The following is a 16,820-nucleotide window of genomic DNA, read 5'->3' as shown; positions in this document are numbered from 1 at the left end:
TCTGGTAGGCGGCGGTGTCGTGGCCGGGAGGTCGACGGCGAGGCTGCGGTGGCCGCGCAGGGCTAGTTCGCGTTGGGGCGCGGTTAAGCAGCGCCCGGAGGCGTGGGAGCCGGGCACGAGGACGAACGTTGGCTGCACGCGAGGGAATCCTTCGGTCTAGGGGTTCGGGCGTGACTGTCCATTGTGGATCTAGGGGGAGTTAGGGGTCGTTGCGCGTGGTGGACGCGGTTACCGTGGGTCGGCGAAGAAGGATCCGTGGCCGGGTCGTCCCGGCGCAGACGTCGGAAAGGCGGTGGGACGACATGACGGGTAGCGCGAATTCCGACGAGGACAGCTGGTTTCGCCGCTTTCACACGTCGCCCGAGGCGAAGGCAAGGCTGGTGTGCCTGCCGCACGCCGGAGGTTCGGCTCCGTTCTACTTCCCGGTTTCGCGGGCGCTGACGCCGGACATCGAGGTGCTGGCGGTGCAGTACCCGGGCCGTCAGGACCGGCGGCACGAGCCGTTCCTCACCACTGTCGACGCGCTGGCCGACCGGATCGCCGAACTGCTGCGCGGGCGCGACGACCTGCCGCTCGCGCTGTTCGGCCACAGCATGGGCGCGATGATCGCCTTCGAGGTGACGCGCCGGCTGGAGGCCGCGGGCACCACGGTGGACACGCTCTTCGTGTCCGGCCGCCGGGCACCGTCACGGCATCGCGACGAGAACGTGCACACCCGCACCGACGACGGCGTGATCGACGAACTGCGCCGGTTGAGCGGTACCGAAATGGACCTGCTCGGCGACGACGACGTCGTGCGGATGATCCTTCCCGTGGTGCGCAACGACTATCGCGCCGTGGAGACCTACCGGTACCAGCCGGGCGCGCCGCTGACGGCCCCGGTGATCGCGTTCACCGGCACCGACGACCCGGTCGCCTCGGTCGACGAGGTCCGGTCGTGGGGCGACCACACTTCGGCGGGCTTCGAGCTGGTCCCGCTCGCCGGCGGGCATTTCTTCCTGACCCGCCACCAGGACGTGATTCTCCGGTACCTGACCGATCGGCTTGTCGACAAGGGGCGTGCACATGTCTGAGGCACTGGCGGTCGGATTCGACAGCAGACTCGAAGAACTGCGGGAGATCAAGGAGGCCGCGCGCCGCGGTCCCGACGACGCCGCGACCGCCCGGCAGCACGACCGCGGCAAGCTGACCGCGCACGAACGCATCGAACTCCTTCTCGACCCGGGTTCGTTCACCGAGATCGAGTCCCTGCGCCGGCACCGCGCGACGGCCTTCGGCCTCGAACACCGGAAGCCGTATTCGGACGGCGTGGTGTGCGGCTGGGGAACGGTCTACGGGCGCACGGTTTTCGTGTACGCCCACGACTTCCGCATTTTCGGCGGCGCGCTGGGCGAGGCGCACGCGCAGAAGATCCACAAGGTGATGGATCTCGCCGCGGCGGCCGGTGCGCCGTTGGTATCGCTGAATGACGGTGCCGGTGCGCGGATTCAGGAGGGCGTGACGGCGCTCGCCGGATACGGCGGGATCTTCCAGCGCAACACCCGGTCTTCGGGAGTCATCCCGCAGATCTCGGTGATGCTCGGCCCGTGCGCCGGCGGTGCCGCGTACTCGCCCGCGTTGACGGATTTCGTGTTCATGGTGCGCGAAACCTCGCAGATGTTCATCACCGGCCCGGATGTGGTGCACGCGGTGACCGGCGAGGAGATCACCCAGAACGGCCTTGGCGGCGCGGACGTGCATGCTTCGACGTCGGGGGTCGCCGCGTTTGTCTACGACGACGAACCCAGCTGTCTTGAGGACGTGCGGTACCTGATTTCGTTGTTGCCCTCCAACAACAACGAGGTGCCGCCGGTGGAGCCGACGGCCGATCCGGCGGACCGCCGTACGGACAAGTTGCTCGAGGTGGTGCCGACGGACTCGGCCCGCGCGTACGACATGTGCGCGGTGATCGAGGAGATCGTCGATGACGGCGAGTTCCTCCAGGTGCACGCCGGTTGGGCGACGAACGTGGTGTGCGCCTTGGCGCGGCTGGACGGGCACGTGGTCGGGATCGTGGCGAACCAGCCGGCGACGCTCGCCGGGGTCCTCGACATCGAGGCGAGCGAGAAGGCCGCGCGGTTCGTGCAGACGTGCGACGCGTTCAATATTCCGCTGGTGACGCTGGTCGACGTGCCGGGCTTCCTGCCCGGGGTGGACCAGGAACACGGCGGCATCATCCGGCACGGCGCGAAGCTGCTCTACTCCTACTGCAACGCGACGGTGCCGCGAGTGCAGATGATCCTGCGGAAGGCCTACGGCGGCGCGTACATCGTGATGGACTCGCGTTCGATCGGCGCGGACGTTTCGCTGGCGTGGCCGACGAACGAGATCGCGGTGATGGGTGCCGAGGGCGCGGCGAACGTGATCTTCCGGCGCGAGATCAACGCGGCCGACGACCCGGAGGCGGTGCGGCGGCAGAAGATCAAGGAATACAAGACCGAGCTGATGCACCCGTACTACGCGGCCGAGCGCGGTCTGGTCGACGACGTGATCGAGCCCGGCCGGACGCGGGAGATGCTGATCCGGTCGCTGACGATGTTGCGGGCCAAGCACGCCGACGTCCCGGCGCGCAAGCACGGGAACCCGCCGATGTGATGGCGGTCCGGATGGCGCGGCGGAGAACGGGGGATGCGATGGGATCGGCTGGGGTGGTGGCGGATCCGGGGACGGGTGCGGGGGTTCTTGCCGCGGCCGGGGAGCCGGATGGGGCGGCATGGTCTGCTGCGCGGGACGGGGCGGCTGGGGACAATTCGCTTGCTGCGGTCGGTGGGGCGGGGTTGTCTGCTGCGCAGGGCGGGTTGTCTGGGAAGGATTCGCCTGCCGTGGTCGGAGAGCCTGGTGGGGTGGGGTTGTCTGCCGCGCGGGGCGGGTCGGTTGGGGAGAATTCTCCTGCCGCAGTCGGTGGGCCGGGTGAGGTGGGGTTGTCTGCTGCGCCGGGCGGGTCGGCTGGGGAGAATTCTCCTGCCGCAGTCGGGGAGCTGGGCGGGGTGGACTGGTCTGCTGCGCCGGGCGGACCGGCTGGGGAGAACTCGACTGCCGCGCAGGCAGAATCGGCCGGAGCGTCAGCCGATTCGACTGCGGCCATGGCGGGACTTCCCGCGGAGAAGGGAAATCTTGCTCGCCGGGATCCCAGCGGGACGCGTCGTCAACGGCGCGATGCGGTGGTAGCGGTCGCGGGCGCGACATCTGCCGCGCTGGAGGACTCGGCTGACGGTGAATCTGCCGGGCGTCCTGCGATGGCAGCGGGCGCGACCTCTGCCGTGCTAGAGGATTCAGCTGACGGTGAAGCTGCCGGGGTGCGTGGTGAACAGCGTGCTGCGGTGGCAACGCCCGCAGTACGTGTGGTGCGCGGGAATCCGGATGACGTCGAGGTGGCTGCGTTGTTGGTGGCGTTGGCCGCAGCGAGTCAAGTGGCGGGGTCTGGGCGCGAAGAAACTGCTGTGCCGTCACCTCGGCAACCGTCGACAAGGTTTGTTCCGGCGACGAGTTGGCGGGCGCGGTAGCTGGATCCTGAGCTCGGTCCGGCAATGCAGCGAAGGAGCGGGGCCCGCATCGGCGTAGGGCGATGCGGGTTTTCCGCAGTACGGCGGTTCCGGCTTGGGCAGCCGCGCGGAGCGCAGGTCTTCGAGATCGCCACGGCGAGCGGAGTGCCGGTCTCGAGGTAAATAGAGACCGCATCGAACGTCGGTGGGTAGCGGAAGTGTTGCGCCACAAGAGAACAACTACATCGTCCACAACGGACGACACGGGGACAGGTCCAAGATCCATATCCCCAAGCTACCGCCGCTGGTCGAACATCTGCACGGTATCGATCCGGTGAATCAAATGTGCGCGGCGGATCAGGCGTGCACAGCAGTACTATCGAGATAGGTCAGCACCGCGCGGATGCGGCGGTTCTGGTCCCGGCTGGCCTCCAGGCCGAGCTTCGCGAAGATGTTGCTGATGTGGTTCTCCACCGCGCCCTGCGTCACGACCAAAGCCTTGGCGATGGCGGCGTTCGACAGACCCTGCGCCATCTGTGCCAGCACCTCGGTCTCCCTCGCCGTCAACGCCTCCAACGGATCCCTGCTGCGGGACAGCATCTGCGCGACCACGTCCGGGTCGATGGCCGATCCGCCGCCGGCGACGCGGCGGACCGCTTCCAGGAAGTCCGCGACGTCGGCGACTCGTTCCTTCAGCAGGTACCCGACGCCGGAAGTGCCTTCCGCGATCAGGTCTACCGCATAACTTCCTTCGACGTACTGCGACACCACCAGCACCGGCAAACCAGGGATTTCCTTACGGGCGGCCAAAGTCGCGCGCAGGCCCTCGTCGGTGAAGGTCGGGGGCATCCGGACGTCGGCGATGACCAGGTCGGGACGGTGGTCTCGGATGGCGACCAGCAGGTCGTCGCCGTTGTCGACCGCGGCGGCGGTTTCGATGCCGACGTCCGCGAGCAGGCTTTGCACCCCGGCGCGCAACAGCACCGAGTCTTCCGCGATCACGACGCGCATTTTCCTAGCCTCCACAACAGGATTCACCAGCGGACAGGCAGATCGGCCCGCACGACGGTGGGGCCGCCGACAGGGCTGACGACGGTGAGCACGCCGTCGATCGTGGCGGCGCGGTCGGCCAGTCCGGCCAGGCCGCCGCCGGGGCGCATCGAGGCGCCGCCGTGGCCGTTGTCGGTGATTTCGACGACCACGGTGTCGTCGTCGCGGGTCACTCGCACGGACGCGCGGTCGGCGCCGGAATGTTTGGTCACGTTGGTGAGCGTTTCGCTCACGATGAAGTACGTCGTCGTCTCGACAGGTGCGGGAGGCCGGGGTTGTACGGTAACCTCGACCTCAATAGGGATAGGCATTCTTGCGGTAAGAGAAGACAACGCGGCGTCCAGGCCGCGATCCTGGAGCACCGGCGGATAGATCCCGCGTGCCAGGTCGCGCAATTCCGAAACGGCGAGTTTCGCGTCGGCGTGCGCGGCTCCGATGAGTTCGCGGACCGCGGTCGGGTCGTCGAGATCGAGTTTGAGCTGGGCGCGGCCCAGGCTCATCGCGACGGACACCAGCCGCTGCTGTGCGCCGTCGTGCAAATCGCGTTCGATCCGGCGTCGCTCGGCTTCCACCGCGTCGACTCCGCGTGCTCGCGAGTTCTGCAGCTGCACCGTGCGCGCTTCCAGTTGCGCGGTGCGGTTCGGGCCGAGGAACGACGCCGCCAGTTCGCCGTGCATCGCCCCGATGCGCGGCGCCACGAAAATTCCGAAAGGAGGTACCGCGGTGGACACGACGCCCGCCACGAATTCCACGATGCCCAGCGGAAAAGCGATCAGCACGAAGGCGAACTCGCGCCAGGTGGCGGGGTCGAGCAGCCGCGCCTGCCACACCGCGAGCATGCCCGGGCCTGCCGGACGGCGGCGGACGGGTTCGGCGATGGCGACGCCGAGCATCTGGCGCGCCCAGCGTCGTTCGAAGGCACAGTACGAACGCATCAGCGAGGTCGCGACCAGCAGGATCGGGATGCCGATCCACAGCATCGTCGTCCCGACGCCGACCAGCATCGTCACCAGGATCAGCACGAACGCGGCGAGCCGGATCGGGAGGCTCAGCACGAGAAACCCGATCGTGCGCATGGTCGGCGGCCGCGTCATGGGCACAGCGCGATCCGTTCCAGCTCCGGCACGAGGTCGTCGAGAGTGGGCGTCGCCAGCATCTCGTCCCGCACCTCGAGCGCACAGTCCCGAAAGGACGGTTCTTCCAGCAGCCGGCACACTCCGTCGCGGACGCTCGCGGGCGTCACGTCCTCGAGGTCCACCAGCAAACCGTTGCCGCGCTTCACCTGAGCCACCGCGGAGCCGCGTTCGCTCCACGTGGTGCCCGGGATGACCAGCTGCGGGACGCCGTTCACCACCGCGTTGCCGATCGTCGCGCCGCCGCCCTGGTGCACGATCGCCGAGCACGAGGCGAGGAGTTCGTTCATCGGCACGAAGTCGACCGCGCGGACGTTGTCCGGGATCGCGCGCACGGACGCGAGCTGTTCCGCGTTGAGCGTGGCGATCACTTCGATGTCGAGGTCGGCGAGCCCGTCCAGCAGGTCCCCGACGGAGGTCTCCTCGACGCCGAGCGTCTGCCGGTTGGAGATCCCGAGGGTGAGCATCACTCGCGGCCGCTCCGGCCGGTCCAGCACCCAGGAAGGGATCGCCATCGGCTTGTTCTGCGGCACGAACCGGGCCGGGAGGTAGTCGACGTCCACGCCGTCGTAGCGCAGATACGACGGATGACAGTCGATGGTCCGCACGCCGTAGCGGAGGGCTTCGTCGTAGTCGGCTCCGAACCGGCCGACCTCGGCGGACATCCACGTCTCGAACGGGTCCGGCGAGCTGTCCTCGGGGCGGCTGGCTCTGAGGTCGCGGTACTGCGCGCCGATGCGGGCGGTCTGGTCGGCGGCGTACATCATCCGCAGGTGCGGCACGCCCATGGCGTGCGCGACGATCGGCGCGGCGTAGATCAGCGGGTCCCACACCACGAGGTCCGGCTGCCAGTGCCGGGCGAAGCGGATGAGTTCGTCGAGCAGCAGGTCCGGCGTGGTCCAGCGGAACACGTCGACCCAGTGCTCGTACACGTTGCGCACGTACTCGTCGGTGTAGCGCTCGGGACGGCTTTCCGAGAGCCGGAATTCGCCGTGCATCGCGTTGTTGCCGTCGACCTGTTGCTGCCGGTGGCGGGCGATGTCGAGTTCGTCGCCGAACCACATGGCGTCCAGTCCGGTTTCGGTGAACGGCGCGACCTCGCGCGGGTTGCGCTGTCCGACGAAGCGCACCTCGTGCCCGGCCGCGGCCAGCGCCCAGCCCACCGGAGCCATGCTGTAAACGTGCGTCCTCGTCGGGAAGACCATCAGCATCACGCGCATCGCGGCAGCTCCGGGTTCGTAGTCATAGGAGAACAAGGGAAACGGTAGGGCCGCACCAGGCCCGGGCCCACCCGGTAGGGGACCCCTGAATCCGGCACGGGCAAGGAGGATTTGGCTCGGCTTTAGATGCCCCTTAGGGGCTAGTGGCGCGCGGGCCGCGACGGATAGACAGGTAACCGGATCCGGCCGCGCTGTGCCGGAGACGGACGAGGGAGGCGAACGAGGTGATGAGCATGGCCGTGGCGCCCACCGCGAAAGGCTGGGTCCCGTTCGGCGAGCACCGCACCTGGTACCGGGTCACCGGGCGACCGGGGGGAGCGGCGCCCACTGTGGTCGTGGTGCACGGCGGGCCGGGCAGCACGCACGACTACCTGCTGAGCCTGACCGAATTCGCCGGGCACGGATTCCCGGTCGTGCACTACGACCAGCTCGGCAGCGGCGGGTCCACCCGGCTGCCGGACGCCGGGCCGGGGTTCTGGAATCCGGAGCTGTTCGGCGACGAGCTGGACAATCTGGTGCACCGGCTCGGCATCGAGGACAACTACGTCCTTTATGGACAGTCCTGGGGCGGCTTGGTCGTCGCGCGGCACGCCGCCGAGCGTCCGGACGGCCTGCGCGGGCTGGTGATCGCCAACTCGCCGGCGTCGTACGAGCTGTGGCGCAGCGAGATGGACCGGCTGCGCGCGCTGCTGCCGCCCGGGGTCGACGAAGGCCTGCGGGCGCACGAAGCCGCGGGCACCACGGACACGCAGGAGTACTTCGACCTCATGCGCGTCTTCTACGACCGGCACGTCTGCCGCGTGCTGCCGTGGCCGGCCGACTATGTCGCGTCGTTCATGGAGATGGCCGACAACAACACCGTCTACTCGGTGATGAACGGCCCCAGCGAGTTCACCGTCACCGGCACGCTCGCGGACTATTCGGTGATCGACCGTCTCGACGACATCGAGGTGCCGACCCTGCTCATCTCCGGCGCGCACGACGAGGCCACCCCGGCCACCGTGCAGCCGTACTACGACCGGATCCACGACGTGCGCTGGGAGATCCTCCCGGAATCGAGCCACGTCCCGCATCTCGAGGAACCGCAGCGGTTCCGCGAAATCCTGCTGGGATTCCTGCAGGAAGTCCATTCCCCCGCCGAGAGAGAGGTCGCCAGTCATGGATGAGGCCAGCCAGGCCGGATCGGCGGTCGTGTTCCCCGGGATGAGCCCGTGCCGGTTCGTCGACTTCGGCAAGTTCCTGCTCATCAACCCGTTCGCGCGCAGGCTCATCAAGGACGCCGACGACCGGCTGGGCTACTCGCTGGTCGACCGTTTCCGCGAGGCCGAGGGCGACTACTCCGAGTACGCCCAGGTCGGGTTCATGCTCACCTGCGTCGCGCTCGCCGAATGGGCCGAACAGGAGTACGGGATGAGCCCGGACTACTGCACCGGCCCGAGTTTCGGCGAGAAACCGGCCAGCGTGTACGCCGGTTCGCTGACTTTCCCGGACGCGGTGTGGATGACCGCGAAGCTCGCGCAGTGCCTCGACGAGTTCTTCGCGACCGAGCACACCGACGTCGTCACGCACTCGTTCGTCCGCACCCCGGAAGAGAAACTGCGCGACGCGCTGACGGAACTCGACGGGCGCGGCGAATGGGCCGACATCTCCTGCTACATCGACCACGACTTCTACATGGTCTCGGTGCGGGAGCGGAACCTCGACTGGCTCAAGCAGACCGTGCGGAGCATGGGCGGGCTGTCGCTGTACACGATGCGTCCTCCGCTGCATTCGCGCGCGTTCGGCGCGTTGCGGCGCAAGGCCGAGGACGAGGTGCTCGGCGGCCTCGACTTCCATGATCCCCTCCTTCCGATCATCGCCGACCAGGACGGTTCGGTGCTGCGGTCCGGCGAGCAGGTCCGGAAGATGCTGCTGGACAGCATCGTCGAGCCGCTGCGCTGGCCGGACGTCGTCTCGTCGCTCGAACAGCTCGGCGTGCGCAAGCTGTGGGTGGCCGGGCCGGACACGCTGTTCGGCCGTGTCCGGGCCACTACCAGCCGGTTCGAGGTGACCACGGTGAACCCGCGGCTCGCGCTGCAGCCGCGGCGGCGCGGCGCGGGTCCCTCGCGGGTCAGCTAGCCGGCTGCAGCTTCGACAGCGTCGTCCAGAGGCGTCCGGGGTTCTCGAACGTCTCCAGGTTCAGCGCGTCGTCGGAGAACCGGACGTTGTACTTCTCCTCCAGCACCGCCAGCAGTTCCACCGTGGCGAGCGAGTCGAGGCCGTACTCCTTGAGCGGGGTCTCGGCGGTCAGCGCCTCGTCGGCGGGCAGGAACGGGAGGTACGGGCGGAGGGCTTCGTCGAAAGAGCTGTCCCACATGGCTACTCCGGTGGCTGGGTCGGGCACTTCACCAGGCAGGGAAACCGACCGCCCGGTTCGGTTTTGAACTTTACCCCGCGCCGCCGCTCCCGAGCGACGCGCCGGCACCCCTATTACCAATCCGACCAAAGCAGGCCGACCCCCCACCCGGCACGGAACCGTTGCTGCGAAGCCATGAGGCCGTGACTGTGGTCGGGTTGGCAGGGATCGGCACAGTACGCGGAGGACCACGATGGACACGACGACCACCTCGGGACTGCACGCTCGGTTTCTGCGCGGGCTGGCCCTTTCGGAGTCCCGGCCGGCGGTCAGCGTCGGCGGGCAGACGCTGACCTACGGCGAGCTGCACGAGCGGGCGTTGCTGTGGGGCGGTGCGCTGGCGGAGTCCGGCGCCCGCACGGTAGGGGTGCTGGCCGGGAAGGGAGTTACCGCCTACGCCGGGATTCTGGCCGGGCTCTACGCGGGAGCGACGGTCGTCCCGCTGCGCCCGGACTTCCCGGCGGCCCGGACCGCGCAGATGGTGGAGGCCGCGGAGGTGGACGCGCTCGTCGCCGACGAACGCGGTCTGACCGTCGCTCCGCCGGTGAAGACCCTGCTGGCCCCGGAGGTCAGCCAGCCGGGACTGTGGCAACCGAAAACGGCGCTCAGCGAGCCCATGGACGCGCGGCCTGAGGACTCCGCGTACGTGCTGTTCACCTCGGGCTCCACGGGACGGCCGAAGGGAGTCCGGATCGGCCACGGCTCCACCGAGCATTACTTCGGCCTGCTCGACGCGCGGTACGACTTCACGCCGGACGACGTCTTCTCCCAGACGTTCGACCTGAACTTCGACTGCGCGATGTTCGACCTCTTCTGCGCGTGGGGCGCGGGCGCGGAAGCGGTGGTCCTGCCGGGAGCGGCGTACCGGAACGTGCCGGCGTTCGTCGAAGAGCGCGGGCTCACCGTGTGGTTCTCCACACCGAGCGCGATCGACCTGGTGCGCCGCACCGGACGTCTTACTCCGGGTGCGATGCCGGGTCTGCGGTGGAGCTTCTTCGCCGGGGAAGCGCTGACCGTCCGCGACACCGCGGATTGGCGGGCGGCGGCGGGCAATTCCGTCACTGAAAACCTCTACGGCCCCACGGAGCTGACGATCACCGTCGCCGGGTACCGGTGGGACGACGAGGAAACCCCGCACGTGGCAGTGAACGGCGTGGTGCCGATCGGCGCGGTGCACGACGGCCACGAGTACCTGCTGATCGACGAGAACGAGGCGGGGGAGGGCGAACTCGCCATCGCCGGACCGCAGCTGACGCCGGGGTACCTCGACCCGGCCGACGAGAAGGGCCGGTTCCTCGACCGCGACGGGCACCGGTTCTACCGCACCGGCGACCGGGTGCGTCGGCTCGGCGGGGACGATCTGGCGTACCTCGGGCGGCTCGATTCGCAGGTGCAGGTCCTCGGCTGGCGCGTGGAGCTCACCGAGGTGGAACACGCGCTGCAGGAGTGCGGAGTGCAGGCGGTGGCGCTCGGTGTCCAGGGCGAGAGCGGGACCGAGCTGTTCGTCTTCTATACGGGACCGCGGCGGCCGGTGATCGAGCTGGTGCGGGCTTTGCGGGCGGTGCTGCCCGAGGGCGTGATCCCGCGGCGGTACGAGCACGTCGAGGAGTTCCCGCTGAATTCCAACCGCAAGATCGACCGGAAGACCCTCGGCGCGCGGGCCGCGGAGATCCTCAGTCCGGTGCCCGCTTAACGTCGGCAGACTGCCAGCTAGGGGCCGTTAGGGGTGTGGATCACCGCCTGCGCGCGGATAACTTTCCGACGTCGGGGAGCTATCCCGCGCAGGCACGGTGATTCTACGAATCCTTTCGGGAGTGGCAGTCGTGAACGAATCCGGTTCTCTCGTCCATGCCCTGCTCGACGCGGCGGTGGCCAGTGCGCCGGACGCCGCCGCGGTGCGCGACCGGGCGGGGGTGTGGACGTATGCCGAGATGGCCGCTTGGAGTCACGCGGTGGAGGCGGTCCTCGCGCGGCGCGGGGTCGGGCGCGGCGATCGCGTGGTGGTGCAACTGCCGACGGACCGGGCGCTGGTCGCGCTCTTCCACGGTACTTCGCGCCGGGGCGCGGTGTTCGTGCCGATCAACCCGGCGATGAAGAAGTTCCACTTCGATTCCGTCGTCGAGAACGCCGAACCGGTGCTGATCGTCCAGCCGGAACAAATAGCTCCATTGTGGACTGAAGTCGAGGAAGCCTACCGCGAGCAGACCCGCGTCGAGCCGACCGAAGTGGATCTGGACGACGTCGCGGTCCTCGTGTACACCTCCGGCAGCACGGCCGCGCCCAAGGGCGTCATCGGGCCGCACCGGCAGGTCACCTTCGCGGCCGGCGCGATCCAGGCGGTACTCGGCTACCGCCAGGACGACGTCGTTTTCTGCCGGTTCCCGATGTCCTGGGACTACGGCCTGTACAAAGTCCTCCTCTCGACGCTCGGCCGCAGCGAAATCGTGCTCGCCGACGCCGAGTCCGATCTTCGCCTGCTGCAACGGATGCGCGAGGTCGGCGCGACTGTCGTTCCGATCGTGCCCTCGCTCGCGACCATGATCGCTACCCTCGCCGAGCGTGACCAGGCAGAACCGGCTCCGGTGCGGCTCTTCACCAACACCGGTGCGGCGCTGCCTGATTCGACGATCGAGAAGCTCCGCAACGCTTTCCCCGGCGTCCGCGTCGTCCGGCAGTTCGGGCAGACCGAGTGCAAGCGGATCACCGTGATGCCGCCCGAGCAAGACGCCGAGCGTCCGGGTTCGTCGGGCCTTCCGCTCCCCGGCACGACCGTGCACATCCTCGCCGCTGACGGAAAGCCGTTGCCCGCTGGGGAAATCGGCGAGATCGTGGCTGCTGGCCCGCACGTGATGCCTGGTTACTGGCGCGCCCCGGAGCTGTCCGCGCGAGCGTTCCGCCGCGACGAGGCCACCGGCGAGCTCCGGCTGCACACCGGCGATTACGGCCGGCTTGACGAGGACGGCTACCTCTACTTCGAGGGCCGCCGCGACGACATGTTCAAGCGCAAGGGAATCCGGATGTCCACTTTGGAGATCGAGGCGGCCGCGATGGACATCCCCGGCGTGCGCGCGGCGGGTGCGATCCCGCCGAGCGAGACGCGCGACCTGGCGATCTGCGTGGAAAGCGACTTGCCGCCGACCACGGTGCTCAAGGAACTGGCGCAGCGGCTGGAGCCGCAGAAGGTGCCCGCGCTGTGCCACGTCGTGGACGAGTTCCCGCTCACCGCGCACGGCAAGAACGCGACGAAGGAACTCGCCCTGCTGGTGGAAGGTGCCCGCAAATGAGCAAGTACGACGAGTTGGCCGCCCGGTTCGGCACGCCGGCTTACGTGTACGACCTGGACGTGACCGCCCAGTCGCGCGATCAGCTGTTCAGCCTGCTGCCCGAGGGGTTCGCGGTCTATTACGCGCTGAAGGCCAACCCGCATCCGGAAATCGCCCGCGAGCTCCGCGAGGGTGGTTGCCGTGCGGAGATCAGCTCGACCGGCGAGCTGGCCAACGCGCTGACCGCCGGGTTCGCTCCGGAGGACATCCTCTACACCGGCCCGGGCAAAACCGACGGCGAGCTGGACGCAGCCATCACGGCGGGTGTCCGGCTGTTCTCCGTCGAATCTCTGACTGACCTGCAGCACGTCGGTGCCGCCGCGGAACGGCAGGACACCGTCGCGCGTTGTCTGCTGCGGGTGAACACCACGCAAGGCAGCGCGTCGACCGGGATCCGGATGATGGGCCGCCCGTCGCAGTTCGGCGTTGACGCCGAGACGTTGCCGGAGCTGATGCCGCTGCTCAAGGCGGTCACTGGGGCCGAGATCGTCGGTGCGCATTTCTTCACCATGAGCAACGCCCAGGACGAAGACGCGCTCCTCGGCGAGTACGAGTTCGTCCTGCAGTCGGCCGCGCAGCTGCGCCAGGAAACGGGACTGCCGTTGGAACTGCTCGACATCGGCGGCGGATTCTCGTCACCGTACGCGGTTCCCGGCGAGCGCACTGACTACCCGAAGCTGCGCAACGGTTTGGAGCAGCTGCTCGACCTCTACCTGCCCGAGTGGCGCAGCGGCGAGGTTGAGCTGGCCTGCGAATCCGGCCGGTATCTCTCCGGTACTTGCGGGACGCTGCTGGCCGGTGTCGTGAACGTGAAGGAGAGCCGGGGGCACCGGTTCGTCATTCTCGACGCCGGGATCAACGTGGTCGGCGGCCTTTCCGGGATCGGACGGCTGCTGCCCGCCGCGGTCGGCGTGGAGCAGGTCGGGGACAACCCGGGGCAGCTCGTCGGTCCACTGTGTACTCCCGGTGACTCGCTCTCGAAAGCCGCGAAGCTGCCTGACCTGGCGGCCGGAGACCTGCTGACCGTGCCGAATGTGGGTGCGTACGGCGTCACCGCGAGTCTGATCAGCTTCCTCGGCCGTCCCGCGCCGACCGAGGTCGTGGTCCGCGGCGACGAGGTCATCTCAGTGTCGCGATTGGACTATCAGCGAGCTTATGAGGTGTCGCCATGAGCGAGGAAGTCCGCGCTTACGGCGGCAGCATCGTCGAAGAACCCAGCGGGCGCACGGTGATCGTGAGCAGCATGGCGTCGGATTCGCACACCTGGAACCTCGTCTACCTCGAACTTCTGGTGGGGGAACTCGGTTTCGACGTCGTGAACCTCGGCGCGTGCGTGCCGGACGAGCTGCTGGAGTCCGAATGCGTCAGCCGCCGTCCGGCGATGCTGGTCCTGAGCAGCGTCAACGGCCACGGCTACCAGGACGGGCTCCGGGTCGTGCAGCGGCTGCGGGCGCTCCCCGAGCTGCGTCGGCTGCCGATCGTCATCGGCGGAAAACTCGGCACTGGCGGCCCGCTTTCCGACGAACAGACCGCGGAACTGCTGTTCGCCGGGTTCGACGGGGTCTTCGACGAGCAGAACGCCGCCGCTTTCCGGCACTTCGCGGCCACGCTTCCCGGCGGGGTCAGCCAGTTGGAGGGAGCGTGAGCTTCGAGCGGTTCGTAGCGCAGCGGCACGCGGCCGGGGAACTGGTCGTGCAGCCGCGCATGGGCTTCGACAGTCCGGCCGCGATGCGTGCCGGGCTGGTCGCGACCAAGCTCGCGAACGCCGCGACCGTCGGCACGCTCACGCTCGACAGCTACACCCGCGTCCGCGACACCGATTCCGCGGAACACGCGCTGCGCAATGGAATACCGCTCAACGGCTACCCGATCGTCAACCATCCGCCCGAGGTGACCCGGGCGATGCTCGACGGTCTCGAAGGCCCGGATTTCCCCGTGCAGGTCCGGCACGGTTCGGCGCGGCCGGCGGACATCTTCCGCGCGATGATCGCCGCCGGTCTGCACGCTACCGAAGGCGGCCCGATTTCCTACTGCCTGCCCTACAGCCGCACGCCGCTCGACGAGTCTGTGCGAAATTGGGCGTACTGCTGCGATCTGCTGGTCGACGCGGAACATCCAGGCGGTCGTCCGCATCTGGAGACGTTCGGCGGCTGCATGCTCGGACAGCTGTGCCCGCCAAGCGAGCTGGTCGCGATCAGCGTGCTGGAGGCGTTGTTCTTCTACCGCAAGGGTGTGCGCAGCATTTCGGTGAGCTACGCGCAGCAGACGAACCTCCAGCAGGACCGGGAAGCCGTCGCCGCGCTGCGCCGGTTGTGCGCCGAGTTCTTGCCGGAAGCGACCTGGCACGTGGTGATCTACGCCTACATGGGCCTCTTCCCGCGCACGCCCGACGGCGCGATGTTGTTGCTGGGCAAGGCCGCCGAGCTGGCGATGAGCACCGGTTCGGAGCGGCTGATCGTCAAGACCGCCGCCGAAGCCCACCGGATCCCGACCGTCGCGGAGAACGTGACCGCGCTCGAACACGCGGCGGCGTCGGCAAAAGGCATTAAGGCCATTGTGGACGAAGACAACCAGGTTTACCGCGAGGCCTATGCCTTGGTCGACGCGGTCCTCAACAGCCACGCCGATCTCGATCGCGCGCTCGTGGTCGCTTTCAAACGCGGTCTGCTCGACGTGCCGTACTGCCTGCATCCGGACAACGCGGGCCAGGCGCGCAGCACGCTCGGCGCGGACGGCCGGCTCGGCTGGTCCGAGCTCGGTTCGCTGCCGTTGCGCGGGATCGCCGAACGCGCGCCGAGCGGCCGGATCACCTCGTCGACGCTGATGTCGGCGCTGTCCTACGTCCAGCACACCCATGACACCCAGGCATTGGAGCAGCCGATGACCGCGATCGGAGGGGAACCGCGATGAGCACTCGCCGGACTGTCCGGGCGTATCCGTTCGACATGCACGAGACGTCCGTTTCCGAGACCTACCACCAGTTGCAGCGCGACGAGCCGATGAGCCGGGTGCAGCTGCCGTTCGGCGAGCAGGCCTGGCTGGCGACGAAGTACGCCGACGTCAAGCTGGTGACCGCCGACCCGCGGTTCAGCCGCGAGCTGGCACAGGGCCTCGACCAGCCGAGGATGCGCCGCCAGCAGATGGGCGACGGCATCATGGGCATGGACCCGCCGGACCACACCCGGCTGCGCCGCCTGGTGATGAAGGCGTTCACCGCGCGCCGGCTGGAGGCGATGCGCGAGAGCGTCCGTACCCTGACGCACGAGCTGATCGACGCGATGATCGAGAACGGTGCGCCCGGCGACGTCGTGGAGGACCTCGCGCGGCCGCTGCCGGTCACGGTGATCTGCAATCTGCTCGGCGTGCCCAAGGAAGACCACACGATCTTCCGCGAGTGGACCCAGGCGCTGGTCAGCGACGCCACGGCGAAGGGCGACGTGCTCGACGTCTACGGCGACCAGTTGGACAACTACGTGGCGCAGTTGGTCGCGCAACGCCGTGAGGACCCGACGGACGACCTCCTCGGCGCACTCGTCTACGCCCGCGACGCCGGTGACAAGCTCAGCGAGAACGAGCTGATCTCGATCGCCGGCGCGGGCCTGCTCACCGGTGGCGTGGAGACGGTTTCCTCGGCGCTGCCGAGCTTCATCTTCACCCTCCTGACGCAGCCGGAGCTCCTCGCGCAACTGCGGGCGCAGCCGGAGATCCTGCCGACCGCGGTGGAAGAACTGCTGCGGTGGGTGCCGATCAACACCGCGGCGATGTTCGCCCGGTATCCCCGCGAGGACGTCCGGATCGGCGACGTCGTGGTGCGGGCGGGCGATCCGGTGCTGCCCGCGCTGCACGCGGCGAACCGCGATCCGGAGGTGTTCGCGAACCCGGACGTCATCGACCTGACCCGCAGCCCGAACCCGCACGTCGCGTTCGGGCACGGTCCGCACCACTGCATCGGGGCGCAGCTGGCCCGGCTGGAACTGCAGGAGGCGCTGAAAGCGATTCTGGAGCGGTTTCCGGAATTGCGGCTCGCGGACGGGCGCGACGGCGTGAAATGGGAGTACGGGGTGATCGTGCGCGGCCCGTCGCTGCTGCGCGTCGCCTGGTGAGTTCCCGCCCCTAACGACGTTTTCTGGGGATCCGGCGCGGCCCGAGCCCGCCTTACGATCCGATCGACGACCCAT

The 16,820-nt window shown here is 68.6% G+C and carries 15 protein-coding genes; 11 read left to right on the top strand and 4 right to left on the bottom strand.

Going from position 1 to position 16,820, the window contains the following annotated elements; translation table 11 throughout:
* Nucleotides 1-302 precede the first annotated feature (302 nt).
* The 3 genes from ACZ7SW_RS11455 to ACZ7SW_RS11445 are packed head-to-tail and all read left to right on the top strand — an operon-like array spanning nt 303 to nt 3,542.
* Nucleotides 303-1,073: a thioesterase II family protein gene (locus tag ACZ7SW_RS11455; RefSeq protein ID WP_470230306.1), complete on the top strand. Its 771-nt coding sequence runs from the start codon at nt 303-305 to the stop codon at nt 1,071-1,073.
* Nucleotides 1,066-2,634: an acyl-CoA carboxylase subunit beta gene (locus tag ACZ7SW_RS11450; RefSeq protein ID WP_470230305.1), complete on the top strand. Its 1,569-nt coding sequence runs from the start codon at nt 1,066-1,068 to the stop codon at nt 2,632-2,634. The genes ACZ7SW_RS11455 and ACZ7SW_RS11450 overlap by 8 nt, the downstream gene beginning before the upstream one ends.
* A complete protein-coding gene (locus tag ACZ7SW_RS11445; RefSeq protein WP_470230304.1) occupies nt 2,634-3,542 on the top strand; it encodes an acyl-CoA carboxylase epsilon subunit in 909 nt (302 codons plus the stop codon). Before ACZ7SW_RS11450 ends, ACZ7SW_RS11445 begins: the two co-directional genes overlap by 1 nt.
* Before the next feature lie 336 nt (nt 3,543-3,878).
* Here ACZ7SW_RS11445 and ACZ7SW_RS11440 read toward each other — a convergent pair whose 3' ends face one another.
* The 3 genes from ACZ7SW_RS11440 to ACZ7SW_RS11430 are packed head-to-tail and all read right to left on the bottom strand — an operon-like array spanning nt 3,879 to nt 6,960.
* Nucleotides 3,879-4,532, bottom strand: coding sequence for a response regulator transcription factor (locus ACZ7SW_RS11440; RefSeq protein WP_470230303.1), 654 nt, complete (start codon nt 4,530-4,532; stop codon nt 3,879-3,881).
* Nucleotides 4,533-4,555: 23 nt separating this feature from the next.
* Nucleotides 4,556-5,665, bottom strand: a complete 1,110-nt coding sequence (locus ACZ7SW_RS11435; protein ID WP_470230481.1) for a sensor histidine kinase — start codon at nt 5,663-5,665, stop codon at nt 4,556-4,558.
* Complete coding sequence (locus ACZ7SW_RS11430) at nt 5,662-6,960, bottom strand: nucleotide disphospho-sugar-binding domain-containing protein (RefSeq protein ID WP_470230302.1); 1,299 nt, start codon at nt 6,958-6,960, stop codon at nt 5,662-5,664. Before ACZ7SW_RS11430 ends, ACZ7SW_RS11435 begins: the two co-directional genes overlap by 4 nt.
* A gap of 197 nt (nt 6,961-7,157) precedes the next feature.
* On the opposite strand from ACZ7SW_RS11430, the gene ACZ7SW_RS11425 reads away from it, so the two are divergent.
* Both ACZ7SW_RS11425 and ACZ7SW_RS11420 read left to right on the top strand, forming a co-directional pair.
* Nucleotides 7,158-8,090, top strand: coding sequence for a proline iminopeptidase-family hydrolase (locus ACZ7SW_RS11425; protein ID WP_470230301.1), 933 nt, complete (start codon nt 7,158-7,160; stop codon nt 8,088-8,090).
* A complete protein-coding gene (locus tag ACZ7SW_RS11420; protein ID WP_470230300.1) occupies nt 8,083-9,042 on the top strand; it encodes an ACP S-malonyltransferase in 960 nt (319 codons plus the stop codon). Before ACZ7SW_RS11425 ends, ACZ7SW_RS11420 begins: the two co-directional genes overlap by 8 nt.
* On the opposite strand, the gene ACZ7SW_RS11415 is transcribed toward ACZ7SW_RS11420, so the two are convergent.
* A complete protein-coding gene (locus ACZ7SW_RS11415; protein ID WP_037810574.1) occupies nt 9,035-9,280 on the bottom strand; it encodes a phosphopantetheine-binding protein in 246 nt (81 codons plus the stop codon). The two genes, ACZ7SW_RS11420 and ACZ7SW_RS11415, sit on opposite strands and share 8 nt — an antisense overlap.
* A gap of 232 nt (nt 9,281-9,512) precedes the next feature.
* Here ACZ7SW_RS11415 and ACZ7SW_RS11410 point away from each other — a divergent pair, with 232 nt between their 5' ends.
* The 6 genes from ACZ7SW_RS11410 to ACZ7SW_RS11385 all read left to right on the top strand — a co-directional run bounded on the left by ACZ7SW_RS11410 (nt 9,513) and on the right by ACZ7SW_RS11385 (nt 16,745).
* Complete coding sequence (locus ACZ7SW_RS11410) at nt 9,513-11,012, top strand: AMP-binding protein (RefSeq protein ID WP_470230299.1); 1,500 nt, start codon at nt 9,513-9,515, stop codon at nt 11,010-11,012.
* Nucleotides 11,013-11,133: 121 nt separating this feature from the next.
* Nucleotides 11,134-12,603 (top strand): AMP-binding protein, encoded by a 1,470-nt coding sequence (locus tag ACZ7SW_RS11405; protein ID WP_470230298.1) that lies wholly within the window; start codon nt 11,134-11,136, stop codon nt 12,601-12,603.
* Nucleotides 12,600-13,814 carry a type III PLP-dependent enzyme domain-containing protein gene (locus ACZ7SW_RS11400; protein ID WP_470230297.1) on the top strand — a complete coding sequence of 405 codons (1,215 nt, stop codon included), beginning with the start codon at nt 12,600-12,602 and terminating at the stop codon, nt 13,812-13,814. Before ACZ7SW_RS11405 ends, ACZ7SW_RS11400 begins: the two co-directional genes overlap by 4 nt.
* The gene (locus tag ACZ7SW_RS11395; RefSeq protein WP_470230296.1) at nt 13,811-14,287 is read left to right on the top strand and encodes a cobalamin B12-binding domain-containing protein; all 477 of its coding nucleotides are present in this window, start codon (nt 13,811-13,813) and stop codon (nt 14,285-14,287) included. Before ACZ7SW_RS11400 ends, ACZ7SW_RS11395 begins: the two co-directional genes overlap by 4 nt.
* Nucleotides 14,284-15,552 (top strand): methylaspartate mutase, encoded by a 1,269-nt coding sequence (locus tag ACZ7SW_RS11390; protein ID WP_470230295.1) that lies wholly within the window; start codon nt 14,284-14,286, stop codon nt 15,550-15,552. Before ACZ7SW_RS11395 ends, ACZ7SW_RS11390 begins: the two co-directional genes overlap by 4 nt.
* On the top strand, nt 15,549-16,745 hold the full coding sequence (locus ACZ7SW_RS11385) for a cytochrome P450 (protein WP_470230294.1): 1,197 nt from the start codon (nt 15,549-15,551) through the stop codon (nt 16,743-16,745). Before ACZ7SW_RS11390 ends, ACZ7SW_RS11385 begins: the two co-directional genes overlap by 4 nt.
* Nucleotides 16,746-16,820 lie beyond the last annotated feature (75 nt).

Source organism: Amycolatopsis sp. NPDC114484 (assembly GCF_055633755.1).
This window is presented reverse-complemented; position numbering and strand designations above follow the sequence as displayed.